The 21,577-nt window shown below is 58.7% G+C and carries 26 protein-coding genes; 20 read left to right on the forward strand and 6 right to left on the reverse strand.

The window, feature by feature from the left end; genetic code table 11:
• Positions 1–267 precede the first annotated feature (267 nt).
• From ISP20_RS21030 to ISP20_RS21125, 20 genes are all read left to right on the forward strand, one after another.
• On the forward strand, positions 268–534 hold the full coding sequence (locus tag ISP20_RS21030; protein WP_204638181.1) for a hypothetical protein: 267 nt from the start codon (positions 268–270) through the stop codon (positions 532–534).
• 84 nt (positions 535–618) lie between these two features.
• Complete coding sequence (locus tag ISP20_RS21035) at positions 619–999, forward strand: pentapeptide repeat-containing protein (RefSeq protein ID WP_204638182.1); 381 nt, start codon at positions 619–621, stop codon at positions 997–999.
• 64 nt (positions 1,000–1,063) lie between these two features.
• A complete protein-coding gene (locus ISP20_RS21040; RefSeq protein ID WP_204638183.1) occupies positions 1,064–1,480 on the forward strand; it encodes a hypothetical protein in 417 nt (138 codons plus the stop codon).
• A 166-nt stretch (positions 1,481–1,646) separates the two neighbouring features.
• Positions 1,647–2,138 carry a hypothetical protein gene (locus ISP20_RS21045; RefSeq protein ID WP_204638184.1) on the forward strand — a complete coding sequence of 164 codons (492 nt, stop codon included), beginning with the start codon at positions 1,647–1,649 and terminating at the stop codon, positions 2,136–2,138.
• 187 nt (positions 2,139–2,325) lie between these two features.
• Entirely contained in the window at positions 2,326–2,943 is a 618-nt protein-coding gene (locus ISP20_RS21050; RefSeq protein WP_204638185.1) for a DUF2059 domain-containing protein, read from the forward strand.
• 126 nt (positions 2,944–3,069) lie between these two features.
• Positions 3,070–3,522 (forward strand): hypothetical protein, encoded by a 453-nt coding sequence (locus ISP20_RS21055; RefSeq protein ID WP_204638186.1) that lies wholly within the window; start codon positions 3,070–3,072, stop codon positions 3,520–3,522.
• Positions 3,523–3,714: 192 nt separating this feature from the next.
• On the forward strand, positions 3,715–4,161 hold the full coding sequence (locus ISP20_RS21060; protein WP_204638187.1) for a hypothetical protein: 447 nt from the start codon (positions 3,715–3,717) through the stop codon (positions 4,159–4,161).
• A gap of 594 nt (positions 4,162–4,755) precedes the next feature.
• Positions 4,756–5,064 carry a hypothetical protein gene (locus ISP20_RS21065; protein WP_204638188.1) on the forward strand — a complete coding sequence of 103 codons (309 nt, stop codon included), beginning with the start codon at positions 4,756–4,758 and terminating at the stop codon, positions 5,062–5,064.
• Between the two features lie 62 nt (positions 5,065–5,126).
• Positions 5,127–5,693: a hypothetical protein gene (locus tag ISP20_RS21070; protein WP_204638189.1), complete on the forward strand. Its 567-nt coding sequence runs from the start codon at positions 5,127–5,129 to the stop codon at positions 5,691–5,693.
• A gap of 62 nt (positions 5,694–5,755) precedes the next feature.
• Positions 5,756–6,265 carry a hypothetical protein gene (locus ISP20_RS21075; protein WP_204638190.1) on the forward strand — a complete coding sequence of 170 codons (510 nt, stop codon included), beginning with the start codon at positions 5,756–5,758 and terminating at the stop codon, positions 6,263–6,265.
• A 110-nt stretch (positions 6,266–6,375) separates the two neighbouring features.
• Positions 6,376–6,765 (forward strand): hypothetical protein, encoded by a 390-nt coding sequence (locus tag ISP20_RS21080; protein ID WP_204638191.1) that lies wholly within the window; start codon positions 6,376–6,378, stop codon positions 6,763–6,765.
• Positions 6,766–7,344: 579 nt separating this feature from the next.
• Positions 7,345–7,890, forward strand: coding sequence for a RebB family R body protein (locus ISP20_RS21085; RefSeq protein WP_239536260.1), 546 nt, complete (start codon positions 7,345–7,347; stop codon positions 7,888–7,890).
• Positions 7,891–8,616: 726 nt separating this feature from the next.
• Complete coding sequence (locus tag ISP20_RS21090; RefSeq protein ID WP_204638193.1) at positions 8,617–8,961, forward strand: hypothetical protein; 345 nt, start codon at positions 8,617–8,619, stop codon at positions 8,959–8,961.
• A 138-nt stretch (positions 8,962–9,099) separates the two neighbouring features.
• Positions 9,100–9,414: a HigA family addiction module antitoxin gene (locus ISP20_RS21095; protein WP_204638194.1), complete on the forward strand. Its 315-nt coding sequence runs from the start codon at positions 9,100–9,102 to the stop codon at positions 9,412–9,414.
• 317 nt (positions 9,415–9,731) lie between these two features.
• Entirely contained in the window at positions 9,732–10,193 is a 462-nt protein-coding gene (locus ISP20_RS21100; protein WP_204638195.1) for a hypothetical protein, read from the forward strand.
• A 260-nt stretch (positions 10,194–10,453) separates the two neighbouring features.
• Positions 10,454–11,050, forward strand: coding sequence for a hypothetical protein (locus ISP20_RS21105; protein WP_204638196.1), 597 nt, complete (start codon positions 10,454–10,456; stop codon positions 11,048–11,050).
• A 215-nt stretch (positions 11,051–11,265) separates the two neighbouring features.
• Complete coding sequence (locus tag ISP20_RS21110; RefSeq protein ID WP_204638197.1) at positions 11,266–11,700, forward strand: hypothetical protein; 435 nt, start codon at positions 11,266–11,268, stop codon at positions 11,698–11,700.
• Between the two features lie 271 nt (positions 11,701–11,971).
• On the forward strand, positions 11,972–14,179 hold the full coding sequence (gene dcp, locus ISP20_RS21115) for a peptidyl-dipeptidase Dcp (RefSeq protein WP_204638198.1): 2,208 nt from the start codon (positions 11,972–11,974) through the stop codon (positions 14,177–14,179).
• A gap of 349 nt (positions 14,180–14,528) precedes the next feature.
• The gene (locus tag ISP20_RS21120) at positions 14,529–14,972 is read left to right on the forward strand and encodes a hypothetical protein (protein ID WP_204638199.1); all 444 of its coding nucleotides are present in this window, start codon (positions 14,529–14,531) and stop codon (positions 14,970–14,972) included.
• A 33-nt stretch (positions 14,973–15,005) separates the two neighbouring features.
• On the forward strand, positions 15,006–15,305 hold the full coding sequence (locus ISP20_RS21125) for a hypothetical protein (RefSeq protein WP_204638200.1): 300 nt from the start codon (positions 15,006–15,008) through the stop codon (positions 15,303–15,305).
• 311 nt (positions 15,306–15,616) lie between these two features.
• Here ISP20_RS21125 and ISP20_RS21130 read toward each other — a convergent pair whose 3' ends face one another.
• The 6 genes from ISP20_RS21130 to ISP20_RS21155 form a co-directional block, all read right to left on the reverse strand.
• Positions 15,617–16,387: a TIGR00266 family protein gene (locus tag ISP20_RS21130; protein WP_204638201.1), complete on the reverse strand. Its 771-nt coding sequence runs from the start codon at positions 16,385–16,387 to the stop codon at positions 15,617–15,619.
• 135 nt (positions 16,388–16,522) lie between these two features.
• On the reverse strand, positions 16,523–17,932 hold the full coding sequence (locus ISP20_RS21810) for an amidohydrolase family protein (protein WP_204638202.1): 1,410 nt from the start codon (positions 17,930–17,932) through the stop codon (positions 16,523–16,525).
• Between the two features lie 409 nt (positions 17,933–18,341).
• Positions 18,342–18,674 (reverse strand): hypothetical protein, encoded by a 333-nt coding sequence (locus ISP20_RS21140; protein WP_204638203.1) that lies wholly within the window; start codon positions 18,672–18,674, stop codon positions 18,342–18,344.
• A gap of 36 nt (positions 18,675–18,710) precedes the next feature.
• Positions 18,711–19,751: a TraB/GumN family protein gene (locus tag ISP20_RS21145; protein WP_338031040.1), complete on the reverse strand. Its 1,041-nt coding sequence runs from the start codon at positions 19,749–19,751 to the stop codon at positions 18,711–18,713.
• A 289-nt stretch (positions 19,752–20,040) separates the two neighbouring features.
• Positions 20,041–20,724, reverse strand: coding sequence for a CC0125/CC1285 family lipoprotein (locus ISP20_RS21150; protein WP_204638205.1), 684 nt, complete (start codon positions 20,722–20,724; stop codon positions 20,041–20,043).
• Positions 20,725–20,905: 181 nt separating this feature from the next.
• Complete coding sequence (locus ISP20_RS21155; protein ID WP_204638206.1) at positions 20,906–21,526, reverse strand: hypothetical protein; 621 nt, start codon at positions 21,524–21,526, stop codon at positions 20,906–20,908.
• Positions 21,527–21,577 lie beyond the last annotated feature (51 nt).

Genomic DNA, 21,577 nt, shown 5'->3' on the forward strand with positions numbered 1-21,577 from the left:
GCCCTCCGGCTGACTTCTCGGGCCGGCTAATCGTTGAGTCTGTTCTTGTGGCAGATGGTGTCGAAACTTCGTACGCGTGCCGAGATGTGTGCGTCGCATCGAAGACCGAGGCGGATGCCCTGGGTAGGTGGCTAGACAATCTGCCTGATCTATCAGTCTGGCCGAACGATCTAGGTGACCACCTGTACGATGGGCCCAAATAGGTGATGTCCGCCTCCGACCCGAAGCGGATGATTTGGCGGCAACCCAAAGGGGCAAGGAGGCGTCATGGCATGGGAAGAGAGGTGTGGCGGAATCTGGAACCTATCCCTTGGCCAGGGCGATGCCGTGCTTTCCGAGCGCTATCTGCCGGCTCTCGATCTGGTGACAGTGGTCGTGAAGCGGGCGGACGGTCTGTTGTCTGCTTTCGTTCTGAGCAAAGGACACGATCCGCAATGGCGCCTTCCTTTCTGGAGCGCTACGGAAGTGCCCGCCATTGTCGAGACGATAGCCGACGCAGACAGGTACTTTGAGGCGGCGATTTGCCGCGAGTAGAAGGTCCGCTTCCGACCCATAGCAGACATCGCCTTGCCGATGGACAAGTAGCGGTAAACCAACTTTCATGGATGGGAAGGCTAAATGCAGGTCACCAGCGAAGTCTTTGAGAAGGGTCTATCGGAAGGCATTGCCTGGGACGAACAGGTTTTTATTTTCTGTGAATTCAGGGGCGTCCATGGCGAAGGATTGCATGTCACCTCTGCCTTCCTCGACTCTACGTTTAGGCAATGCGACATTTACTGGGCATTGTTCAATATCGCTACTTTTGTTGGGATCAAATTTCACGGTTGTAACTTTCGAGGTTGTTCGTTCTCTGGATGCCGGTTCGTCGAATGTGAGTTCGAAGACTGCCGCTTCCTGCCCGACAACCTCAATGGAAGTTGCAGCTTCGATGATTCGCGGTGGTACGGCTGCACGCAGCGGCGAACTGAGGGTTTGAGCACTGAATTTGCCTCTGTTTAGATGACCACGAAGTATCCGCTTCCGACCCGAAGCGGGCAGTTCCTCAACGAAAACGAGTGACCACTTGACTACCGAAACCCCCGATGCCGAAGCCGCGTACTGGTCTCCGATATGCCAACTCAGGTCAGAACTGAAATTTTGGGTTCGCATGATTTGGAGAGAGGGATCCTCGATCCAAGAGGGGCACTGGGGGATGCTTTTGACGATACCCGTGAAGGGCTACCTAGAAGGGCCTGGCGGCCCCATTCCACTCCGCCATGTGGAACGAGTTGAAGTATCCACGAACACGATCAAGGGTGGGTTGGCGGGCAGACCCCTGCAATTGATCGATGTCAAAGATGAGATCCTTCAAGGTTTAGAGGGAACGCGGGCCATCTGGACACTTCAAGACGGCACGTGGACGATGGACAGGTTTTTCACTGACGAGCCTGTTCAACTGATTCGGATCGCCAACCCTTTTCAAGTGAAGGCGAGAGCATAGGTCGAAGCTAGGCGATCACGCCGTATGTCGGTCGGGCCGTTCTAAGGTCCGCTTCCGACCCGAAGCGGACTTGGACGCGCTAATTTGACCGGTATGCATTTTTAGGATTTCTACATATTCGGATGGTCTGTGGGGAGCTCAGTCAATGAGGTGTCTAGCGTTTCTGTTGTTCGCGTTCACTTCCTTCGCTGCTGCGAGCAAGCCTTCCAGCTTCTTTCCGGAAGATCTCAAACCCGCTGCGCGCGAATACGCGCGTGCCGCTGGGCTTGCACCGTTAACATCGACCGCCGACTTTGAGCTCCGCGTCTGGACCCGCAACTACATGTCCGGCGCGGTCACTGGATTTATTGTGTCTAATCGCACGCAGCGCTCATTCGAAAGCGAGTCGACCCATGATCAAGGAAGGTTGCTCGTCAAAGCGGCCAATCTAGGAGCCGAGAAGCCGGCGCTCGATCTGGTTCGACTGAAAAAGCTCATTGAGGTTTTGAAGGCTTACAACGGAAAAGCTGTATCGTGCGGTGTTATGGATGGCGAATCGGATCTGGTGGACGCGGTTGTGCAAGGCCAGGTTGTTACAGTCAAAGTCGACAACCCAAGATTTTGTTCCGACAAGGCGTCTAAGACTGTGGCACTTCTTCTCGATGCACTTCGGCACTGAAATCAGGCAAAAGGTCAGCCTGCATGTGGTAACTCATGCGGTGTCCCCAGCGCCGACTGCCTGCCGGCTATCGAGGTTTTTGGGGGTTGATGATCCAAGTTCTGAGCGAGACTGAACTGTCTGCTTTCGACCCCAAGCGGACCTTTCCGTTAGGGCAGTATTTGTGAATCGGGATACAGGGGTATTCGTGTACACACTATTGCAGCAGGTTCAATCGGCACCCGAGCGAGCTGTTTCGATGTCGCAATCGGGCATGCTCACGCGCATGGCCAGGCGGGTGCTGCTGGTTACGATTCTTCTATGGGGCTCTGCTGGCGTTGCATTTGCACAGGAGCGTAGCCCGCTTAACGCGCATGACTTGGCGATCCGCAAGGTCATCGTAGATATGCAGTTAGCTCCGTTCTTGAAGACCAACCTCCTTTCGGAGGTTGGTAAGGGAGTCAAATCACCTGTTGACTCCATATTCGCCGAGCTGAAGAGCACGCCTGATAGCGAGATCGTGGATCTCCTTGTTCCTATCTATCGCGATCAGCTGTCCGATGCAGAAGCCCAACAAGCTAGCGAGTTTCTCGAACTTCCCGTTGGTCGCTTGGCCGTCGCTAAGTTGACTGGAATGGAGGTGCCTGGGGCCCCGAGCTCGCCTAACTCTATATCCCAGGCCGACATAGACGACGCAAAGAAGGTCAGCGATGCAGGTGCAGGATTGGCATTGAAGAAGTTAGCGACGTTCATGAATTCGCGGCAGGCCAAGCAGGAGACCATGGGGGCGGTGATGAACTATTTGACACGTCCCAAGGGCGGATAGGACGAATCGTGACGTGTCCGATTTCGACCCATAGCGGACATTTCAATTGTCAGGTCAAGCCTGCCTCGGGCTCGATCGATGCTAGGGCACGATGAAAGGAATGGACTGAATGAAGCATCGCGTTTTATGGCTCCCTTCGCACTGACAGCGATGGCGACAACGGCATATGGCGCCGATTCCAAGCTCAACGATTCACACGCCGTCTATCAGTCAATCAGCGTTGGCAATCATGGAGTCGGTGCAGTCCACGACGTTGTGATTGCCTACAGTGGGCGGGCTATTCCAGCAGGAACCATAGGCCGGACAATGAAGCCAGGCCCGGGCTATAAAGTTACAGAGAGCTGGGCTTTAGCTATACCCGAGGAAGTCGAAATTATTTGGACCTCCAATGATGGGCAGCGTCACAGGGTCAGCGCTCCGCTGCGCAGTCTTGTGCCACATGAAGACAGTTTCAACGGTGCAGACTTCGTTTTCGTAGACGATCATGTCGATGTCTACGCAGAAAGTAGAAAGCCAACAGGATCCAAGTTTCTGGACGTCGAAATCACCAAGATTTACTCGTCAAAGATTGCACGTTGAGGTCTCTATGAGGCCCTGGAATAGTTGTGCTGGTGGGAAGTCCGCTTTCGACCCAGCGCGGACCTGAGAATTATTGAGACTGGTGGCGACCTCGCGGCACGCGACAAAGGCGATGGAACATGGATCAGGCACCAGGACGGATAGTTGCTACTCGCAACCTTCTCTATTCGGTCGACCCAAAGGTGATCTTAGATGCCGATTCATCCTCCTGAGTTCAATACAGCTGCTACGCAGTTGGCTCCGCATCTTGTCGACTTCCCCGGCAAGCTTATTGCGATTTATGGGCGCTGCCTGGCGGGCAAGTCAACACTGGGCCGCTTCCTGGCTTGGTATTTCAACAGTAGCCTCATTGAGTCGGATCTTTACCTAATTGAGGGCGGTGGGCTGAGCTATCACTTGGACGAAATCGACCGAATCATCGGCCGACGCCTAGCCAAACCCCGCCCAGTATTCATTGAAGGGGTTGCGATCTTGAAGACGCTTCAGTTGATTGGACGCAAGCCTGATTTGCTTGTTTACGTCACCAACCTGAACAATCCAGGCGGCGACTGTTTCGAAGACATCTTGCTCGAATACGAGGCGGCGTTTGCGCCTCGGTCCGCTGCCAACGTGGTGGTAGAACTCGCGCACGATGGCTAGCTTGAATCAGTCCGCTTCCGACTCGTAGCAGACCTTTTACCGGAGGAAGTGAGGGCTAAAGAATATGCTCGGAAGACTAGTCAGAGCAGGGCTCATCGTGATGGTGCTCATGGTTGCCGGCTTCTTGCTTGTGACTTGGCACACAAATCGCCGGTACGCTGACGCATTCGAGCGCATTGGCCTCGGGGACTCGCGCGAGCATGTGATCGCACTATTTGGCGACCCGAGCGTGACGGAATACCCCGGTAGACCATTTCTTCAGTATGCGTCGGGTGGCTGTTCGGGGCGGTGCACGCAGCGCTTGTGGTTCGAGAATCGGCTCCTGCCGGGTATCGAGGCGTGGTCACTAGAACTGGACGTCCATGGTCAAGTGATCGACAAGGGTTACTGGCTGTTCCCCTAGCAGACGATGCAGCGTCCGGGTATGCGCCGGTGTCTTCGCAAGTTCACTATAGCTGTAAGGCCGCTTCCGACCCATAGCAGACATTGTCACAGTCGGTATATTGGGCGCGGCATCCGAGTTGGCGCGGCTAAGGGGAAGACGTGGCGAGACTTTTGAGATCGATCGCTTCCGACCCAGAGCGGACATGCGCAATGACGAAGGGGACGCCATTGAACGTTCGACCAACGACAGCAGCCGAGCTTAGAATCACTCTAAAAGAGCTTGCCCGGTGGCCACTGACCGATGGTGGCGACTATGTGCATGTTCAACGCGCCTGCCTGCTGCTGAGCATGTACCTCAAGGACTCTGCGCCTGCATCGGTGGGGAAGCTCATGCCGGAAATAGTCTGGCATTACCTATCTGACGTCGACATTCGGCACAAAGATCCTGCCTACGCAGTTGCCCAGACAGACGCGTTGTTGTTCGCATTGGTTGCCTGGGAGGCCGAGAAGCTGGGTTGAATCTGATGTCCGCTTCCGACCCAAAGCAGACCTCAGGTCGTTTCAACAGTTGAGGGATCCACATGAGTGAGCTTGCGCGAAAAATTAGCGAGAAGGTCGAGCTTGGAGCATTTGCGGAAGCGCTGCAGTTGGCCAGGGTCTCCACATCTGGACGGATGCTTGACCCCGCGGTGCGACAAGCGATGCTTGATCTAACAGCCGAACTTCGATCAATTTGCATGGGCATGGCAAGCAGGAAGAAGGATTTCGTCCCCGAATACGACGCTATTGAAAATGTCCTTCGCCAGGCAAACGAGCTGACTGGACAAGATATGTATGGTCAATACACGCGACAGGAACCGAAGTCGATGGACGAGGCTCAAAAATGGAACGCAGAGCTCGATGCCGTGCTTCGGTCCGTTGGTGTTGTGGATCGCTCGTTCTGCCTTCGGCTCCTGGACTCCTATACATATGGCACCGCGTCCTCTGTTGGTTGGGTGGAAGCCAAAATGAAGGTGCTACTGGTCCGTGTGCGGCAAGGAAAACATCTAAGCGTGTTTGACCTAAAGATAGGCAAGCCAATGCTCGCCCACAGAGAGGCAGAGCTTCGGGGCTGGATCGAGGAATATTTTCCAGGACTGAACCTGTAGCGAGGTCCGCTTCCGACCCAAAGCGGACCTACGCTCCGATCACGAATACTGGGATATAGGAAATGAAGCGATTCCATTACGGACGATGCCTCGCTGCAGCCGCGGTTCTTTCAGCCGCTCTTCAAACTGTCTATGCGGACACGGAGAAAGGCAACCTGAGGCAGCCGCAGCGCGAGACCACGTCGCTGGAAAAATGCGGCCTCATCATGAAGGACGACACGGGCAAGTCAACATTGCTCCCTCTACCATCACTTCATGTTGCGACTACGAGCGAGAGCACGCCGTTCACTTTGCCGAGCGACGCTCCTTCGGGAGTGACCGCAGTCGGTTGCAATCGCCAGTCGATAGTGCCGAAGATCTACGACTACCGAGTGTTAAAGGCAGGCTACCCTCTTTACATCACAGGGCCAGCCGGAAGGGCCGCGGTCGCGCTCGAAGCGCGCGAAGGGCAAGTCCAGATCAGAGTGGTCCGTGGGGACCTGAGGCCTGACGAAGCGACGCAGATTCAGGAGTCACTTGACCAGATCCAGTCTCTGTTCAATAACTCATCAATCGCGAAGCATCGCCCATAAGCATGGCCTGGCCGCTTGAAGATCGACCAATGCGAGTCTGATGCCAAGGTCCGCTTTCGACCCATAGCGGACGTTGAATCTCAGGGTCGAAAGGAACTAGGGCTCTGCCTATGCAACGTCTTTCTGTAGTTATCGACGACTTCGAGGCTGCCATCCGGATCTTTTCCGAGGCAGAGGGAGGTCGAAAGACACCTCCCTATAACGGTATCCGTTGGGATTTTTCATACGCATCTGATGAAGATTCGAACCAGCTCTATATGATCTGGCCAGACTTTTTCTCGCCATCGGGCGACAGCTTGGCCAAAGATTCTCCGTTACCTATTGGAGTGGAGCTATCGGCCAGAATGACAGTCGTTAACGATGAAATGCGCGCAGAAGTTCACCGTGCCCGCATTGTTCCCGGGCTGGAGTTCTATTGCCACGAAGGTCCCAAGCGTGTGGCTGTTGGGCGAGTCACCCGTATCACTGGGCTGCACGATGTAAGAACACGTAGAGGCTAAGGTCCGCTTTCGACCCAGACAGACATTGCCGTTCAGCGACTTAAGGAAAAACCGGGATCAGCGCGAACTTTTTTTCCCGCGCGCGAACAAGAGTGAAAGTCGACTCTGACCACCTGCTTTGATGGCGAAGAAGGCGAGACCTACGGGCCTGTCGCGGAAGCCGATTGGTCTACGTCGCCTAGATCCGCTTCCGGCCCAGAGCGGTCATTCTGGATGATTAGAAAAGGGGCGCGATGGATAGAGACAACGAAGAATGGTGCCAGGATCAGTTAGGCGAGTTCAGCCATGCCTAATTGTCCCTGGCACCGTTTCCGGATTGGTCTACATCGCCTAGATCCGCTTCCGGCCCAGAGCGGTCATTCTGGATGATTAGAAAAGGGGCGCGATGGATAGAGACAATGAAGAATGGTGCCAGGATCAGTTAGGCGAGTTCAGCCATGCCTAATTGTCCCTGGCACCGTTTCCTAAACGCGCGTGCACACCGAAAGCCGTGGAACCCACAACCGCAGATATGCGGACCTGTTTCGCAGACCAGATCGTACGCTGTCAGTTGATCTCACTTTGAAGGAGTTCATGTCGATGTCGACCCAGATTGACCCTCAAGTTACCGATTCCGTAACGCAAACCAATCCCCAGATCCGCGGAAGCTCGCCAGCCGCTGCGCTCGGTAGCCTCTATCAGGTCACGGTGCATGCCTTGGGCAATGCCGCGCAGAATGCCGTCAATAGCCAGCAGCAGAACGACATTTTGATGCAAGCGGCAACGACGCAAGCCGTCATGCAACTGTTGTCGATCGACAGTAACGGCGCGTCGCTCAACGAAGGAAAGTCTTCCGCCCCAATGCAGTCGATAGAAGACTTGACTGGTGCCTTGGCGAAGATCGAACGAGCGGTGGAATCACCGAACAAACTCGGAACGGACAATGTCAGCCCGTGGTCCCATGAGGCACGGGAGTTGATGAAGACAGTAGCGGACGCCTTGCGCGAATTTCAGCGGGTGTCACAGGAAGCTGGTATGGCCATGGTGAAGCAGGCTGCGAAGGCGGCTGTGTTGGTGCACTTGATCAACGCACCCGATCAACTGCAGCAGTATCAGAAGATCCTTGAGTTGATTGAAGAACTCTGACGCGGCGATTTGCGAAGAATGGTGTCAGGAGCGATTGGGCGAATTCAGCCATGCCTAGTTGTCCCTGGCACCCTTTCCGTACTGGAAAGGATGTTTGACTCTCGGGTTTCTCTTGGGAGATGTTCTGGCTCGCAAGGCTTTTCGAAAAGACATTGTGAGCTAGGACCTGAGCCGGCCGCTTTCGACCCAAAGCAGACTTTGCGCTAGGCCAGCATGAGGAGGTTGCCTTGGTTCTATTCGCGCTCACGAAACAGGGGCTATCCGAGATGCTTGATCTCGCTCGGGGTAGCAGCTCGGCTATCTGGGCGAATGACGGTCTATTGGACGCTGCGATTCTGGGAAGGTTACGTGCAGAACGCTTTGATCTGACGACCTTCGTCCGCTGGATAGATCCGGCTGACGAAGCGGCAGTTCAAGACGCTGTAGAAAACATCCGGGAGCATCACCCCGATCAAGTCCTATACATTGAAAGGACTTAGCTCTACGTCCCGAAGCGGACATTTTGTCAGCGCTGAGCCCTCACGCTCGCCTGCAGCGACGCGTACATCCATCTCGCCCAACCCTGACAGACGATGCCAACCCTGCTTGTTAGGGTCAGCCAGTCAATCGCGCTGTCGTGTTGTAGGGCCTCGCGAATGACCATGACTACCAAGTCATGAGGCGCGGGCCGTGAGTGCTGACACACCCACGACCCGCTAACCATCACCAACTGATGTGGAGTTGATTATGGCTACCCGCGATCATACGGGACGCATTCGCTCGTCCGTTCCCCCTGACGACACCCTCACTCCTCCGCTTGGCGACCCGTCATCTGCGGCGGCGGCATGGCCCGAAACCCTGCGTCATGGCACTCGCGGTGACATCGCCTTGGCGGTGCTCGCCCTCACGCGCTTGCGTGCTGACAGCGAGCAGTGCCGCCACGCGCAGGCACGGGGATTCCCCGGCAGACCGCTGCCATGGCCGCTTCCCGTGGCTGTCACCGCCAGCCTGGGCACGGCCCTCTACTGCCTGCAGCAGTACGCCCGCCTGCTCGGTGACGAGCCTCGAGTGAACACCACACGCCTCCGATGATCGCCGCTACGGCGCATCGGCCGGCAGGGCGATGCGCCGTACTCGGGCGATCACCGACGAAGCTGCCAAGCATTCACTGACACGGAGCGCTGTAAGCGCTGAGCCGCGGCGCGGCCGTGTCCGACAGGGAGAACCACCATGGAACTGATCCAGCTCACCCCGCACTCGGAAGTGGACCCCTCGCAACCCCTGCGAGCCCCCGGCGACATCCTGCTGCACGCCTACCTGATCCCCAGCGCGCTCAACCCCGCCCAACTCGCCCGTCGCTCCGGCATCCCCTCCGACCACATCAAAGCCTTCATCGCCGACACCCACCCCATCACCCCCAAGACCGCGCTACGCCTTTCCCTCATCTTCGACACCACCGCCTTCTACTGGCTGGCACTTCAGGCCCGATACGATCTGGAGAAAGCGAAGCCTGCGATCCGCGTCTATCGTCCGCTCGTTGATTAAAGACAAACGCGCGACAAATGGGATGGAGGTAGTTAGGGCCCACGGCCATTGTTCGAATTAGCTACCTCCGTCCCATATGCTCTGGGCGCTGCGAAGGTCCGTTCTGGACCCCAGGCGGACATCGGCAAAAACATGCGACAGATCAGGATTACCGACTTGGCTGGGCCGGATATTCCCAGCGTCAGCTTCGCCTTGCGAAAGTAGGTAAAGTGCGATGCCCGGGACTGACAGCCGGGCTTGGACGTCGGCATGCCGGGGGGCATGGCATCAGACCCGGCGGTCCATCCATCAGATAGTCACGACTACAGGGGAAAAAAATGTCGGACAATATGTATGTCGCTCCACAGGCGGCACTGGAAGAGGCTGGATCGGCCACAGGCGCTCTTTACTCGCCCATGCAGGCATCTGCCGGGGCATTTCTTGGCGGTCCGGTCGGACTTATCTATTTTCTCTATCGAAACTTCGTGGTGCTTGGAAAGAAGTCCGAAGCGCGCACTGCCCTGATGCTTGGCGCGGCGCTTATCGTGGCACTGTGGGTGATCCTGCCGATCCTTCCGCAGAAGATGTCCGGCGTTCCCTTCACTGTCGCGTATCTGGTCACGGCGCGGCTGGTGGTGGAGAAGTACCAACTGACCAAGCAGGCCATCGCCTCATCAACCCAATACACCTTCCAGTCCAACTGGAACGTCTTTGGCATGGGCTTGCTTTGCCTGCTTGGCTCCCTCGCGCTCATCATCGGCCCCTACGTCGTTCTGTATGCGCTCGGTGTACTGAAGTAACGATTACACCGTGCGCGGATCGTCGCGTCATTGGCTAATGCTGACGTACATCCACTGTCCGCTTCGGCACTCCGAAGCGGACAGTTCACCGTCGATGTTGCTTCCATGGCGACCCCGAGGGTCGACATCTCGGCTCATCGCTAAGGCCAGCTTTCTATCTGAGCCGGACCCGTTCCGTCGATTGGAACTGAGAAAGCGGCGGAGTAGCTGGCTTTCCAAAACCCGCTTCACTCGAATTGACGGTGTTACACGAACAATTCATGGTTGATGCCCATGGGCTTGGGAGGGCCGGGTTGGTTATGACAGAGGCAGGCGAACTGGACACCGGCTATAGACAACTGGTGCGCGACCTTTCACCCATCGAGGCGCAAGTCTTGTTGGGGCGTCTTCAGGCCGAGGGCATTGATGCGCATCTGGTCGGCCAGAATCACGCGCTGGCCAACCCGTTCTTGGTCAATGCATTGGGCGGCGTGCGCCTGTTCGTGCGCGAAGGGCAGCAGCAGTTGGCGCTGGAGATAATGGCGGCCACCGATCAGGGCGAGTACGTGCTTGGCGAGGAACTTCAGGCTGGTGAGACCCAGGGGGTGCCGGATGGCTCTCCAAGCAAAGAGGGCGCGCAAATCGATGATCCTGGGGCCAGAAAGCTGTTCGTATTTGTTGTGTTGCTCGTTCTGGCGATTCTGCTAGTGGCTGCGACCTTCAATGCCGTATGGGCGCAGTCGTACGACTACTTTCCCTATTCCATGACGCCCGAACCAGCGTCTCGCATCGTGGGGAAGTGGGTGCTCAGTGCCCTTCTGCTCTTGCACCCTGTGGTTTGGATCTTCTTCATCGCCAGAGAGCTTAGGAAGAAGTAACGGCGAGGACTGATATCGCGGGCATACGAGTTTTACATTGGCTACCAACGTGTCGCTCTCGGCCTGGTAGCCAACCTTAATAAGACTTCAAGGTTGGCTGGCGGGCTGCCACTGCAAAGTTGTTCGAGCGGGTCGCCTGCGGGAATAGAGGCAGGTCCTCTTTCGACCCATGGCAGGCGTCTACTTATGGAGCTGAACCGTGAAGGAGAGTGTCGGTGAACGTTGCGCAGGTCATCGCGATCGCCCTGGGCTTGGTGGCTGCAAACGCAGCGGTGTTCCTCTTTGCATTGAATCCGGGGATGGCAAATGGCTTCTTTCTCGGGGCGTTGATCTTTTTCCTGCTCGCTCAGCAGCCACGCAGCATGCTCGGGTTCGCGCTGACGTTGCGTGACTGGGGCGATAAATGGCGAGACTGGCTGGGACTGAGCCAAGAAGAGGCGGTTGCAACCGGGAGAGCCCGTCGTCGGGCTGCGCATCGATCGATAGTCGTGCTCAATCTGTTTGTCTTGGTCGGCCTGCTGTCGATGTGTGCACGGCCGCCGGAGACCATTCATGCCATGCAGGTCGATCGATCCTGCCTGTTTGGCATGTGGCTTGGATTGATGACTGGTTACTTTGTCGCCATCGGTCGACGAGAGGCGCCACCTTGAGGGGTACGCGTACCGATGCTCGGTGCATGGCGGTCGCGCGCAGAGGTAGCCATCGGCCCATTCATCCGGTTGATTCCGCGACTGAAACTGGCGCTTACGTGGCCTATCGCGCGGAGCATTCCCCGCTGCCAGCATCGCGACATTTCGCGAATGGGTGATGACGGAGGTGGCAGCAGCCGGCTGAGTGGGGGCAGCCCTGACTTTCGACCCATGGCAGAGGAGGCAAGATGTGTTTAGGTCGGGGTTTGTGCAGTCCACTGGGGAACTCCTGATGCTACGCCTTCGTACGCTCGTCATAGCCACGTCCATTGCTCTGGCCGCCTGTTCGCAGCAATCGAACGAGCAGGCCGCGCCGCCTGCTCCCGCACCTGCCGGCACCGCGCCAGCCAAGGCTTCCACGGCGGCGCCAGTCGCCGACGTCAGTGCCGTCAACCCGTTCCTCTCGGCCAGCACGCTGCCGTTCCAGGCGCCGCCGTTCGACAAGATCAAGGATGGCGACTACCAGCCGGCGCTGGAGGAGGGCATGAAGCAGCATCTGGCGGAGATCAACAAGATCGCCGACAACCCGGATGCCCCCACCTTCGAGAACACCTTCATCCCGATGGAGAAGTCGGGTGAGCTGCTGTCCCGCGTTCGCCGCGCGTTCTTCGCGGTGACGGGTGCCAATACCAACGATGTGCTGCAGAAGGTGCAGCAGGACGAAGCGCCCAAGTTTGCGGAGCATCAGGACGCTATCGTGATGAACGACAAGCTGTTCAAGCGCATCCAGACGATCTACGACCAGCGCGATTCGCTCAAGCTCGATCCGGAATCCAAGCGCCTGGTCGAAGTGACCTACAAGAACTTCGTGCGCGGCGGCGCAAAACTTTCCGACGCCGACAAGGCCAAGCTCAAGGACCTCAACAAGGAAGAGTCCGGCCTGCGCACGCAGTTCACCAAGAAGCTGCTGGCTGGCACCAAGGCCGGTGCGCTGGTGGTGGACGACAAGGCCAAGCTCGATGGGTTGTCCGATGGCGACATCGCTGCCGCTTCGCAGGCAGCCGCCAGTCGCAAGATGGACGGCAAGTGGGTAATCCCGCTGCAGAACACCACGCAACAGCCGGCGCTGCAGAACCTCAACGACCGCGCCACGCGCGAGCAGCTGTTCAAGGCGTCGTGGGATCGCGCGGAAAAGAGCGACGACAACGACACGCGCGAGCTGATTTCCCGCATCGCGCAGATCCGCGCCGAGCAGGCCAAACTGCTGGGCTTCTCCAGCTATGCCGCATGGAAGCTGGAAGACCAGATGGCCAAGACGCCGGAAGCTGCGATCGGCTTCATGGATAAGCTGGCCCCGGCTGCCACCGCGCGCGCCGAGCAGGAAGCCAAGGACATCCAGGCGGTGATCGACCAGCAGAAGGGCGGCTTCAAGGTCGAGGCATGGGACTGGGACCATTACTCCGAGCAGGTGCGCAAGGCCAAGTACGATCTGGACGAATCGCAGATCAAGCCGTACTTCGAGCTGGACAACGTGCTGCAGAACGGCGTGTTCTACGCCGCCAACCAGCTCTACGGCCTGACCTTCAAGGAGCGCAAGGACATTCCCGTCTGGCAGCCTGACGTGCGCGTGTTCGAAGTGTTCGACAAGGATGGCTCCTCGCTGGCGCTGTTCTATTGCGATTACTTCAAGCGCGACAACAAGCAGGGTGGCGCATGGATGAGCAACCTGGTGGCGCAATCCAAACTGATGGGCACCAAGCCGGTGGTGTTCAACGTCGCCAACTTCACCAAGCCGGCACCGGGCCAGCCGGCGCTGCTGTCCTTCGGCGACGTCATCACCATGTTCCATGAGTTCGGTCATGGCCTGCATGGCATGTTTGCGAACTCCGAGTATCCGAGCCTGTCGGGTTCGGCGACGGCGCGCGATTTCGTGGAGTTCCCGTCGCAGTTCAACGAGCACTGGGCGACCGATCCGAAGATCTTCGCCAACTACGCGAAGAACTATAAGACCGGCGAACCGATGCCGGCCGAACTGGTCGAGAAGCTCAAGAAGGCCAAGACCTTCAACAAGGGCTACGACATGACCGAATTGCTCGGCGCTGCCCTGCTCGACATGAGCTGGCACAGCCTGTCGGCCGATGCGCCGAAGCAGGATCCGGACAAGTTCGAGATGGATGCGCTCACCAAGGCGAAGATCAACCTCAGCTACGTGCCGCCGCGCTACCGCTCCAGCTACTTCCAGCACATCTGGGGCAACGGATACGCCGCTGGCTACTACGCCTACCTGTGGACGGAAATGCTGGCCGACGACGCCTTCCAGGGCTTCGTCGACAAGGGCGGCCTGACCCGCGAGAACGGCGACCGCTTCCGCGCGATGATTCTCTCGCAGGGCAACACGCAGGATCTGGCCACGATGTACAAGAACTGGCGCGGCAAGGACCCGAGCATCGAGCCGATGCTGCTCAATCGTGGCCTGAAGGAAGCGCCGCAAAAGAAGTAATGACTTATTGGTGTTGGAACAGGAAGGGGTCGGCTACGCCGGCCCTTTCTTTTTGGACGGCCATCGTTCACGACTTGCCGGCCAGATGCGCCCCTGGTGATCGTGGTACGAGGGCGCAGACCCGGGTTGGCCTCCGACCCCAGCCAAGCCGCATGGAAATGCCAAGACGGCCATCCACGGAAGGGGATTACCGGATGGATGGACGTACAGCCCTGGCCGCGTTGAAGGTCAGGGCTTAGCCCGGACCCATCCCGCCGGATTGCGCAGTGAATGGAGGAGTCCGACAATCTTTGCCGGCAGGCCATCGAAGCGGCCCGTGATTGGAACTCACCACAGGGAGTGTCTCACCATGCATCGTCGTGCAAAGGGTCTACTCGTTTCGTCTCTTGTTGTCGCTGGCGGAGCCATGGCTCAGCCTGCTCCTGCGATGTCAGCGGTGGGCGCAACGACGCCAATCACAACCATCAGCGTGACGTTCGTCCGGGACGGCAAGACGGTGAACCAGACAGCGCTGTCGGTCCCTGATGATCAGCCCTCGGAATACGTCTCGACAGATGCCGTCGACGGCGGCCATGGCACCTTCCGAGTGCGCGTCGCGATGAGGCAGATTTGCAAGGACCCCAAACAGGTGCATGTCGAGCTGTCGACGGAAGCGGTCGCTCCCCAAGCTCCTGGTGATGTATCCAGCAATGCATGGTCTGGGTGTATGGAGCTTCCTGTCGATCAAACCAGGACGATTCGACTGGGCCGACTGTGGAAAGTGCAGTTCTTGAAAGGCGTCGAGCGTTCCTGAGGGAAACATGCCGCTCCCCATCAAGGAGGACTCATGAGCTGGGTACGCACATTTGAAGACGTGCTCGTCGGCATTGCGCTGTTGAACCTCACCATTTCCGTGGTGATAGTCAGAAGCGAAAGCCTTACGGTGCCTCAAAAGCTCGCTCAAGTCCTGATCGTGTGGCTTATCCCTCCACTGGGAGGAATGCTCATCGGTATGTTCATGTGGACGCAGAGAGGGAGGGCACCCGCCACCGGGTACAGACCCATTCCTCACGAGTCAACACGCCACATTGAAGAAGCGGTCAATCACGCGGCACCTCCTGCCTGGTACCCAGACAATAGCTCCTGAAAGCACAAGACGATAAAGATGCCTTAGGGCGGTCCTGGCGCGAAGCGGAGATTTGCCATGCCTGGCTGTTTGAGAACGCTCGTGGTCTCAAGAACCTCATTCGATGGCAACGGTGGCGAAGCTGAGCTAGCGGCCTCACCCTCCGCGTAGATTCTGCGGAGTACGCCGCGGTTTTCCACTTCTCAACCGCGTTTGCCGGAACGCGCGGCGCCCATGCGAACGATCAAGTTTGGCCGAAACGTTGGATCGACCGAGCCGCCGGCATCAAGCCGGCGGACAGGCATTTGCACGAACGGGCAGGGGATGGCGACTCAGTTGTCGTCGCCACTCAGCAGTGAGCCCACGATGCCGCCGAGCAACGCGCCACCTACGGTCGCTCGACCGCCGCCGCCTTCGTTGCTCGGCATGTATTCGGCAATCTGATGTGCCAGTCGCGAGATCGGCAGCGTCTGCAGCCATACCGTGCCGGGGCCGGTCAGCGAGGCGAGGAAGATGCCGTCGCCGCCGAAGATGGCGTTCTTGATGCCGGGCACGGTGGTGATCTGAAAACTCACCGAAGCCTGGAATGCACCGACGTGCCCCGGGTGCACGCGCAGGGTTTCGCCAGGTGCCAGATCCTTGCGGATCAGTTCGCCGGAGAGTTCGAGCCACGCCGTGCCCGAGCCGCCCAGCTTCTGCAGCACGAAACCGCTGCCGCCGAAGATGCCGGCTCCCAGCGACTGCTGAAAACCCACGCCGATGGTGACCTGCGGCGTGGCACACAGGAAGCCGTGCCGATGCACCAGGTATTCGTTACCCGGGCTCACCGACACCGGCACGATATGGCCCGGCACCTTGGTGGCGAATGCCACTTCGCCACGCGATTGCACGGCGCGGTATTCGGTCATGAACAGACTGCCGCCGCTGACCACGCGCTTGAACACACCGAACAAACCGCCGCCGCCGCCCATCTGGGTGTGCGTGGTCATCTGGATCGATGAGGTCATCCACGACAGCTCGCCGCTTTCGGCGAAGACGCTGTCATTGGGATCGAGCTGTACTTCCAGCACGGGCATCACCGTGCCCTGGATGCGTGTCTGCATGGGTGTTCTCTTGAGAGTGGATGATCGCCGTTGCGTTTTCGAAAGAACGTGCGAATCTGTGTTGGCAAGCGAGCGCGTGCAGATTACACGCCCTGATGCTTGCAGCGCATCGGCGCCTGCCGAAGGTCATGTGGTTCAGTGCTTGCGGTCCAACGCCTGATGCGGCGGTGCCTGGGAGCGGGCGGCCTGCTCGAGCAAGGCATCCAGGTCGGCGCGCCGCAGGAGCCGGCCATCGAGCACGACGGCACGAATGCGACGCGTATTGCCGATGTCCTTGCTGGGGTCGGCATCCAGCAGCACGAGATCGGCGCGTTTGCCCACGGCCAACGAGCCGCTGGTATCTGCGATGCCCAGGAATCGGGCAGGTTCCAGCGTGGCAGAGCGCAACACGTCGAACGGGGTGAGGCCTGCCTCGACCAGCAACTGCAATTCTTCGAGAAGCGCGAAGCCCGGATAGACGCCTGGCATGGGAGCGTCGGTGCCTGCCATCACGGTCACGCCCGCCTGGTGCATGGCCGAGACGATCTGGCGGGCAATCGGCCAGCGCTGCTTGGCCAGCGCCGCATCCTTCGCGGTGTAACCGGCGAGGAATCGTTCCCAGCGAGTGCGTTCATCGGCACGGAGGTATCGCCAGCGCGGATCGGCACCCGGGTTGGCGCCATTCCCCAACGTGTCTTCGTCGGCGAGTACCAGCGTGGGCACCTGCACCTGGCCGGTGAGGGCTAGCTGCCTGGACACGCGACGGCAGGTGCTCATGTCGAATGCGTTGAGCGTGCGCGCTTCCTGTTCCTCGCTACGCGCGGTCAAGGCGTCACCATCGAGGCCTTCGCGTTCGGCGAGCAGCGTTGCTTCGATCGTGGAACAAGCCTCATAGGCCTGCATCAAATGTTCGTCGCTGCGTTGCCCGGCCTTGGCGGCTTCAAGCAACGGCACGCCGGCCGGAACATGGCCCACCACGGGAAGCGAGCGCGATTGTGCCGCCGTGAGAATCGCGCGCCAATGCGACACGGGGACGTCCGAAAACACCTTGATGAATTCGGCGCCCGCATCTGCGGCGGCATCGACCTGGCGGGTCGCGTCCTCTGGCGATTTGCCGTGCACGGCGATGCCGTCGGCGAGGATGCGAGGGGCGATGAGTTCGCCATCGCCGACGGCCTTGCGCCAGCGGTCGACCAGCAGCATGGTCGCCGCGTCCGCGCGCATGTCGCGCACGCCAAGCACGCCGTTGGCCACGTACATCGGGAACGACCAGTCATTCGGCGGCCGTCGCGAGGAGAGATTGAACAGGTGCACATGCATGTCCACCAGGCCGGGCATCAGGAATCGGCCGCGCCCGTCGACGCGCTGCGCCGATGCGGAAATGGCCGCATCGCGCGGCATGCGTATCGCGACGATGCGCCCGTCGTCGACCAGTACCGTACGCGGTCCCAGCAATCGCCCCTGTTCGACATCGACGATGGTGACGTCGGTGATGGCGATGGAAGGGCGCGGGTGAGCCGGTGCTGCTTGCGAGACGAACGTCCACGCCAGCAAGACGGCCCCCACGCACGGGGCCAATGATCGGACGGCATTCACACGCATGGTTAGGCCCCGGCTCGCAGAGTTAACCTACCGTAGCGGCTCGGGCAGGCGAATAGAACATCGGCAGGGCATTCCGAACCATTTCCCATTGGGTGCTCGAATCGCGCTGTCGGCGCCCCGAGAATGCGGTCTCAAGCGCAGTCGACGCTGAATCGGCTGCACAGCCAAGTAGGTCAGTGAGCAAGGTCATGCATGGTGGCGAGTTCAGCGGCATGGCGCACGGCGTTGCGATAGGTGGCGATCGTGGGATCTATCCCGATGACGCGATACGGGATCGCAGGGCTTAGACCGGTGCCCTCATAGTTCCGGCCGCTTGGATCGCGGTAGATCAGAGGATTGGAGTGCTAGACCTAGGAAGGCTACCCTGTGCGCCTTATACGGAAGATCGATCCTTTCCCCATTTCAGGCGAACGCCTCCCTGCAAAACGATCAACGCAATGATTCCCACGGGCCAATAGGACATCAGGCCGTCCCACTGGGAGAAGGCGCGAAAGTCTTGCTCGGTGTGCGGTTGCCCCTGCTTGCCGCAGTATCCATGCTCGGCGCATGGATGTATGGGGCTGTCAGGAAAACGAACCAGGCCATAGACAAAAATGCAGGCCATGGTCGCGCCGAGCAACCAGGTGGCTACCTTTCTAAGCGTTCCCATACGTCCCTCAGTGTGTGTCCGTGCCACGTCGAAAGCGGGCATGAACGTACGCGCCATGAAGCATGAATGCTTTCCCGGCAAATATCGCACGAACTATGGATTGGGTGCTTGCACGATGCAGCCGTCGGCTTGAAGCGAACTCATGTAACCGTCAGGCGCAAGCAGTTCATGCATCGGCAATACCGCAAAGGTTTGCGTGTTCTTGTCCAGCGCATGCTCGGCGCTGTCGATCCAGCTCTTCCTTACCCGGCTCTCGATGTCGTTGACGCCGAGCGCCATGACAAAGGGCGAAGTATCCAGCGTGGATATGCATGAATCCTGTTGCACGTTCGACAGGATGGATCGCAGCGTATCGATATCCCCGGTTGCCCACGCATTTGCACGTGCCGTCGTCTGGGCGAGTCCCTGATCCAACGCATCCATCACCTGGCTCAGGCAGTGCTGATCGTCCATCGACTTGTCGTTCAATGAGCGGACCGCTTCGCGCGGATCCTTCAGCAACAGTCGATACGAAGTGCTCACGCTGGTGACTTCGTGGCGGGACGCGGTCTTGTAAACGATGTTTTCCAGGTCGTAATCGTCGACCAGGCCGTAATGCTTGAGGGCGGCTTCATAAAGTTCACGCCCGGCCAGAATGGGGCGCATGTGATCCACGCGGCGATTCTCGCCAAGATATCTAGCCTTCAGCACGGTCCAGTGTTGGTAGAGATCCGGCGTCAGCACGTCCTGCAGGCTCCGCTGATTGGGGTTTTTTTCCAGCTCACGGGGCGAGGGCATCATCGAGCTGCGATAGAAACTGGTCCGCACGCCAATCTCCAGGCTCGGCAACTTCAAAAGCGCTTGCGAAGCGGCAATTTGGCGTTCGACGTCGGCGGACTTCCACTGCATGTTTTTTGGCACGGGCGAGGTGAGGCCGAGCACCCACATGACATGATTTCCCCTGCTCACCTTCCACAGGGCGGGTCCAGGCAAGACACCGGTCACTACCACTGGCGCGAGCGTTGGTACCGGTGGCACCGACTGCGCGTACGCCATGCAATCCAGGCAGGCTAGCAAAACCGTGGCGCGTGGAAGACCGAGGCGGAGTCGCCTTCGATTCGTCTGCCAAAAGAAGCGAAGTTGCCTGAGCCGCATGGCAATTCCTCAGCACGAACGCCTTTGCCCGCCACTATACGTATAAACCGGAGCTACGCCTTCATCTGTGTCTGCCAAGGATCGAGACGGACCTCAGCGAACAGCCGGCGAAATATCATGAGGGCATGCTAGAGAGGATTGCCTCTCTAGCGCGCTACCGCCTGTTTGCTGGAGCCACCCATGATGGCGGAGATAAACAAGGCATCGCCCGGTTCTCCGGCGAACTCGGCCTCTGGATCTTTCAAGGTTGCTATCGACGGCTCGGAGCCACGCTGGGTCGGCTTTGCTGTCAGATGGATGCCGCTTGCTGACCAACGGACGCTCGTTTGAGCACTTCCATCCGGGACGGTGCAGGACTCTTGCCATGCGACATCACGTAGGGACCGAGCATGTCGAGGATGGCCTTGGCATTGAGGGCCGATTTGACATTCTCGGGCAGCGGCACGTGGTACATGGTGACGATGCCGTGCGCCGACCACTCAGTCATGGTGACCGTGCCGCCCGGTATATACATCGTGTGTACGACAACCGTGCCGCCCGCATGCACGGGAATGAGCCTGCCACCTTCATCGCCGTCGTAGGCGGTGGGCGAGTGGCCGCTCGGCGGCGTGTTCGAAGCACCGGGCGGTTGTTGGTAGAACGGCTTATAGGGTTGAACGCCCTGCGGCTGCCACGGATAGGAGCCCGTCGGGCGTCCCGTCTGCAGCTTCACAAGGGTAAAGGCTTCGTAGCCCGTCTCGTGCGTGAGTTCGGCGCATCGATACATCCAGTAATACCAGACCATGTCCTGGGTGGTCTGTCGATTGCCGTAGAACACGACGTTGTACGTGTCCACGTCAACCTTGAACTCGTCATAGCCCCCGTTCTTTGCCCACTTCTGATAAGGGGTGGGTCCCACGCAACCCGAAAGCGTGGCGATCAGGCACGCAAGCGCACATAGGCTCAACCAGTATTTCCAGCGTTTGATAGGCACAGTCATTTTCCCGGCAAAAGATGTAACGATTCGCCCGTCGTGGGCTTCGCGATATGCCCGTACTCACCACGGGGCGCCATTCGCACATGGCTTTGCCATGGAGGCAGCGAAGCCATGCACGTCCGCGCCTGTGGTGTCGGGCAACCAAGGCGCGACAGGCTCGCACCTTGCTCCGCTTTGGTTAGTTGGCGGCCGTTTGGGCGGGCGGCGTGACGGCCCCTGCCTTGGTTTGAATGCTTCCGCCTCGGGCCCATTGCACGAAGCCATTGAGCAGCGGGTATACCAGCGGGGAATCCAGGCCTGCCCAATTGAACGCGTTCTGCTGCAGCAGAAGCACGGTCTGGCCGGATGCGGGATCGATGGCCGTCAGCTGGCCCGTATAGCTGTAGCCACCCCTGAACTGGAAGTACGGCTCGACGACGAGGAACGGTCCAATCTCTTCTGCAAGCCTGTGCAGCCCCACCATGTCTGAAACGTTGGGCACGCGGTCGGTCAAGTTGCGCTGGATGACGATGGCCTCGAGATCGGACTTGTTGGCGACCTGGTCGAACAGCTTGGAGTTGCGCAGCTCGGTTACATAGAACTGGGAAAACTCCTTCGGCTTTTCGTCGGGCACTTTCACGTAGACAAGATGCTTGAACTTCGGATCGAACGGCTTGCTCAGCCTGACCGCGTCTTTGTCCAAGATCGTCATCGTTGGAAACAAGCCCGACGACGGATCCATGGGCTTGGGTTTGACGTCGGCGCACGCCGAAAGAAGCAGGGCAGGTATCGCTGCCGCGCAGAAGCGAATGAATTTCATCGAATTCCCCATTCGTTAGCATCCATGACTTGTCGTTTGTCCGCGGGCGCC

Origin of the sequence: Dyella kyungheensis (genome assembly GCF_016905005.1) — a bacterium.
Lineage (GTDB): Bacteria > Pseudomonadota > Gammaproteobacteria > Xanthomonadales > Rhodanobacteraceae > Dyella > Dyella kyungheensis.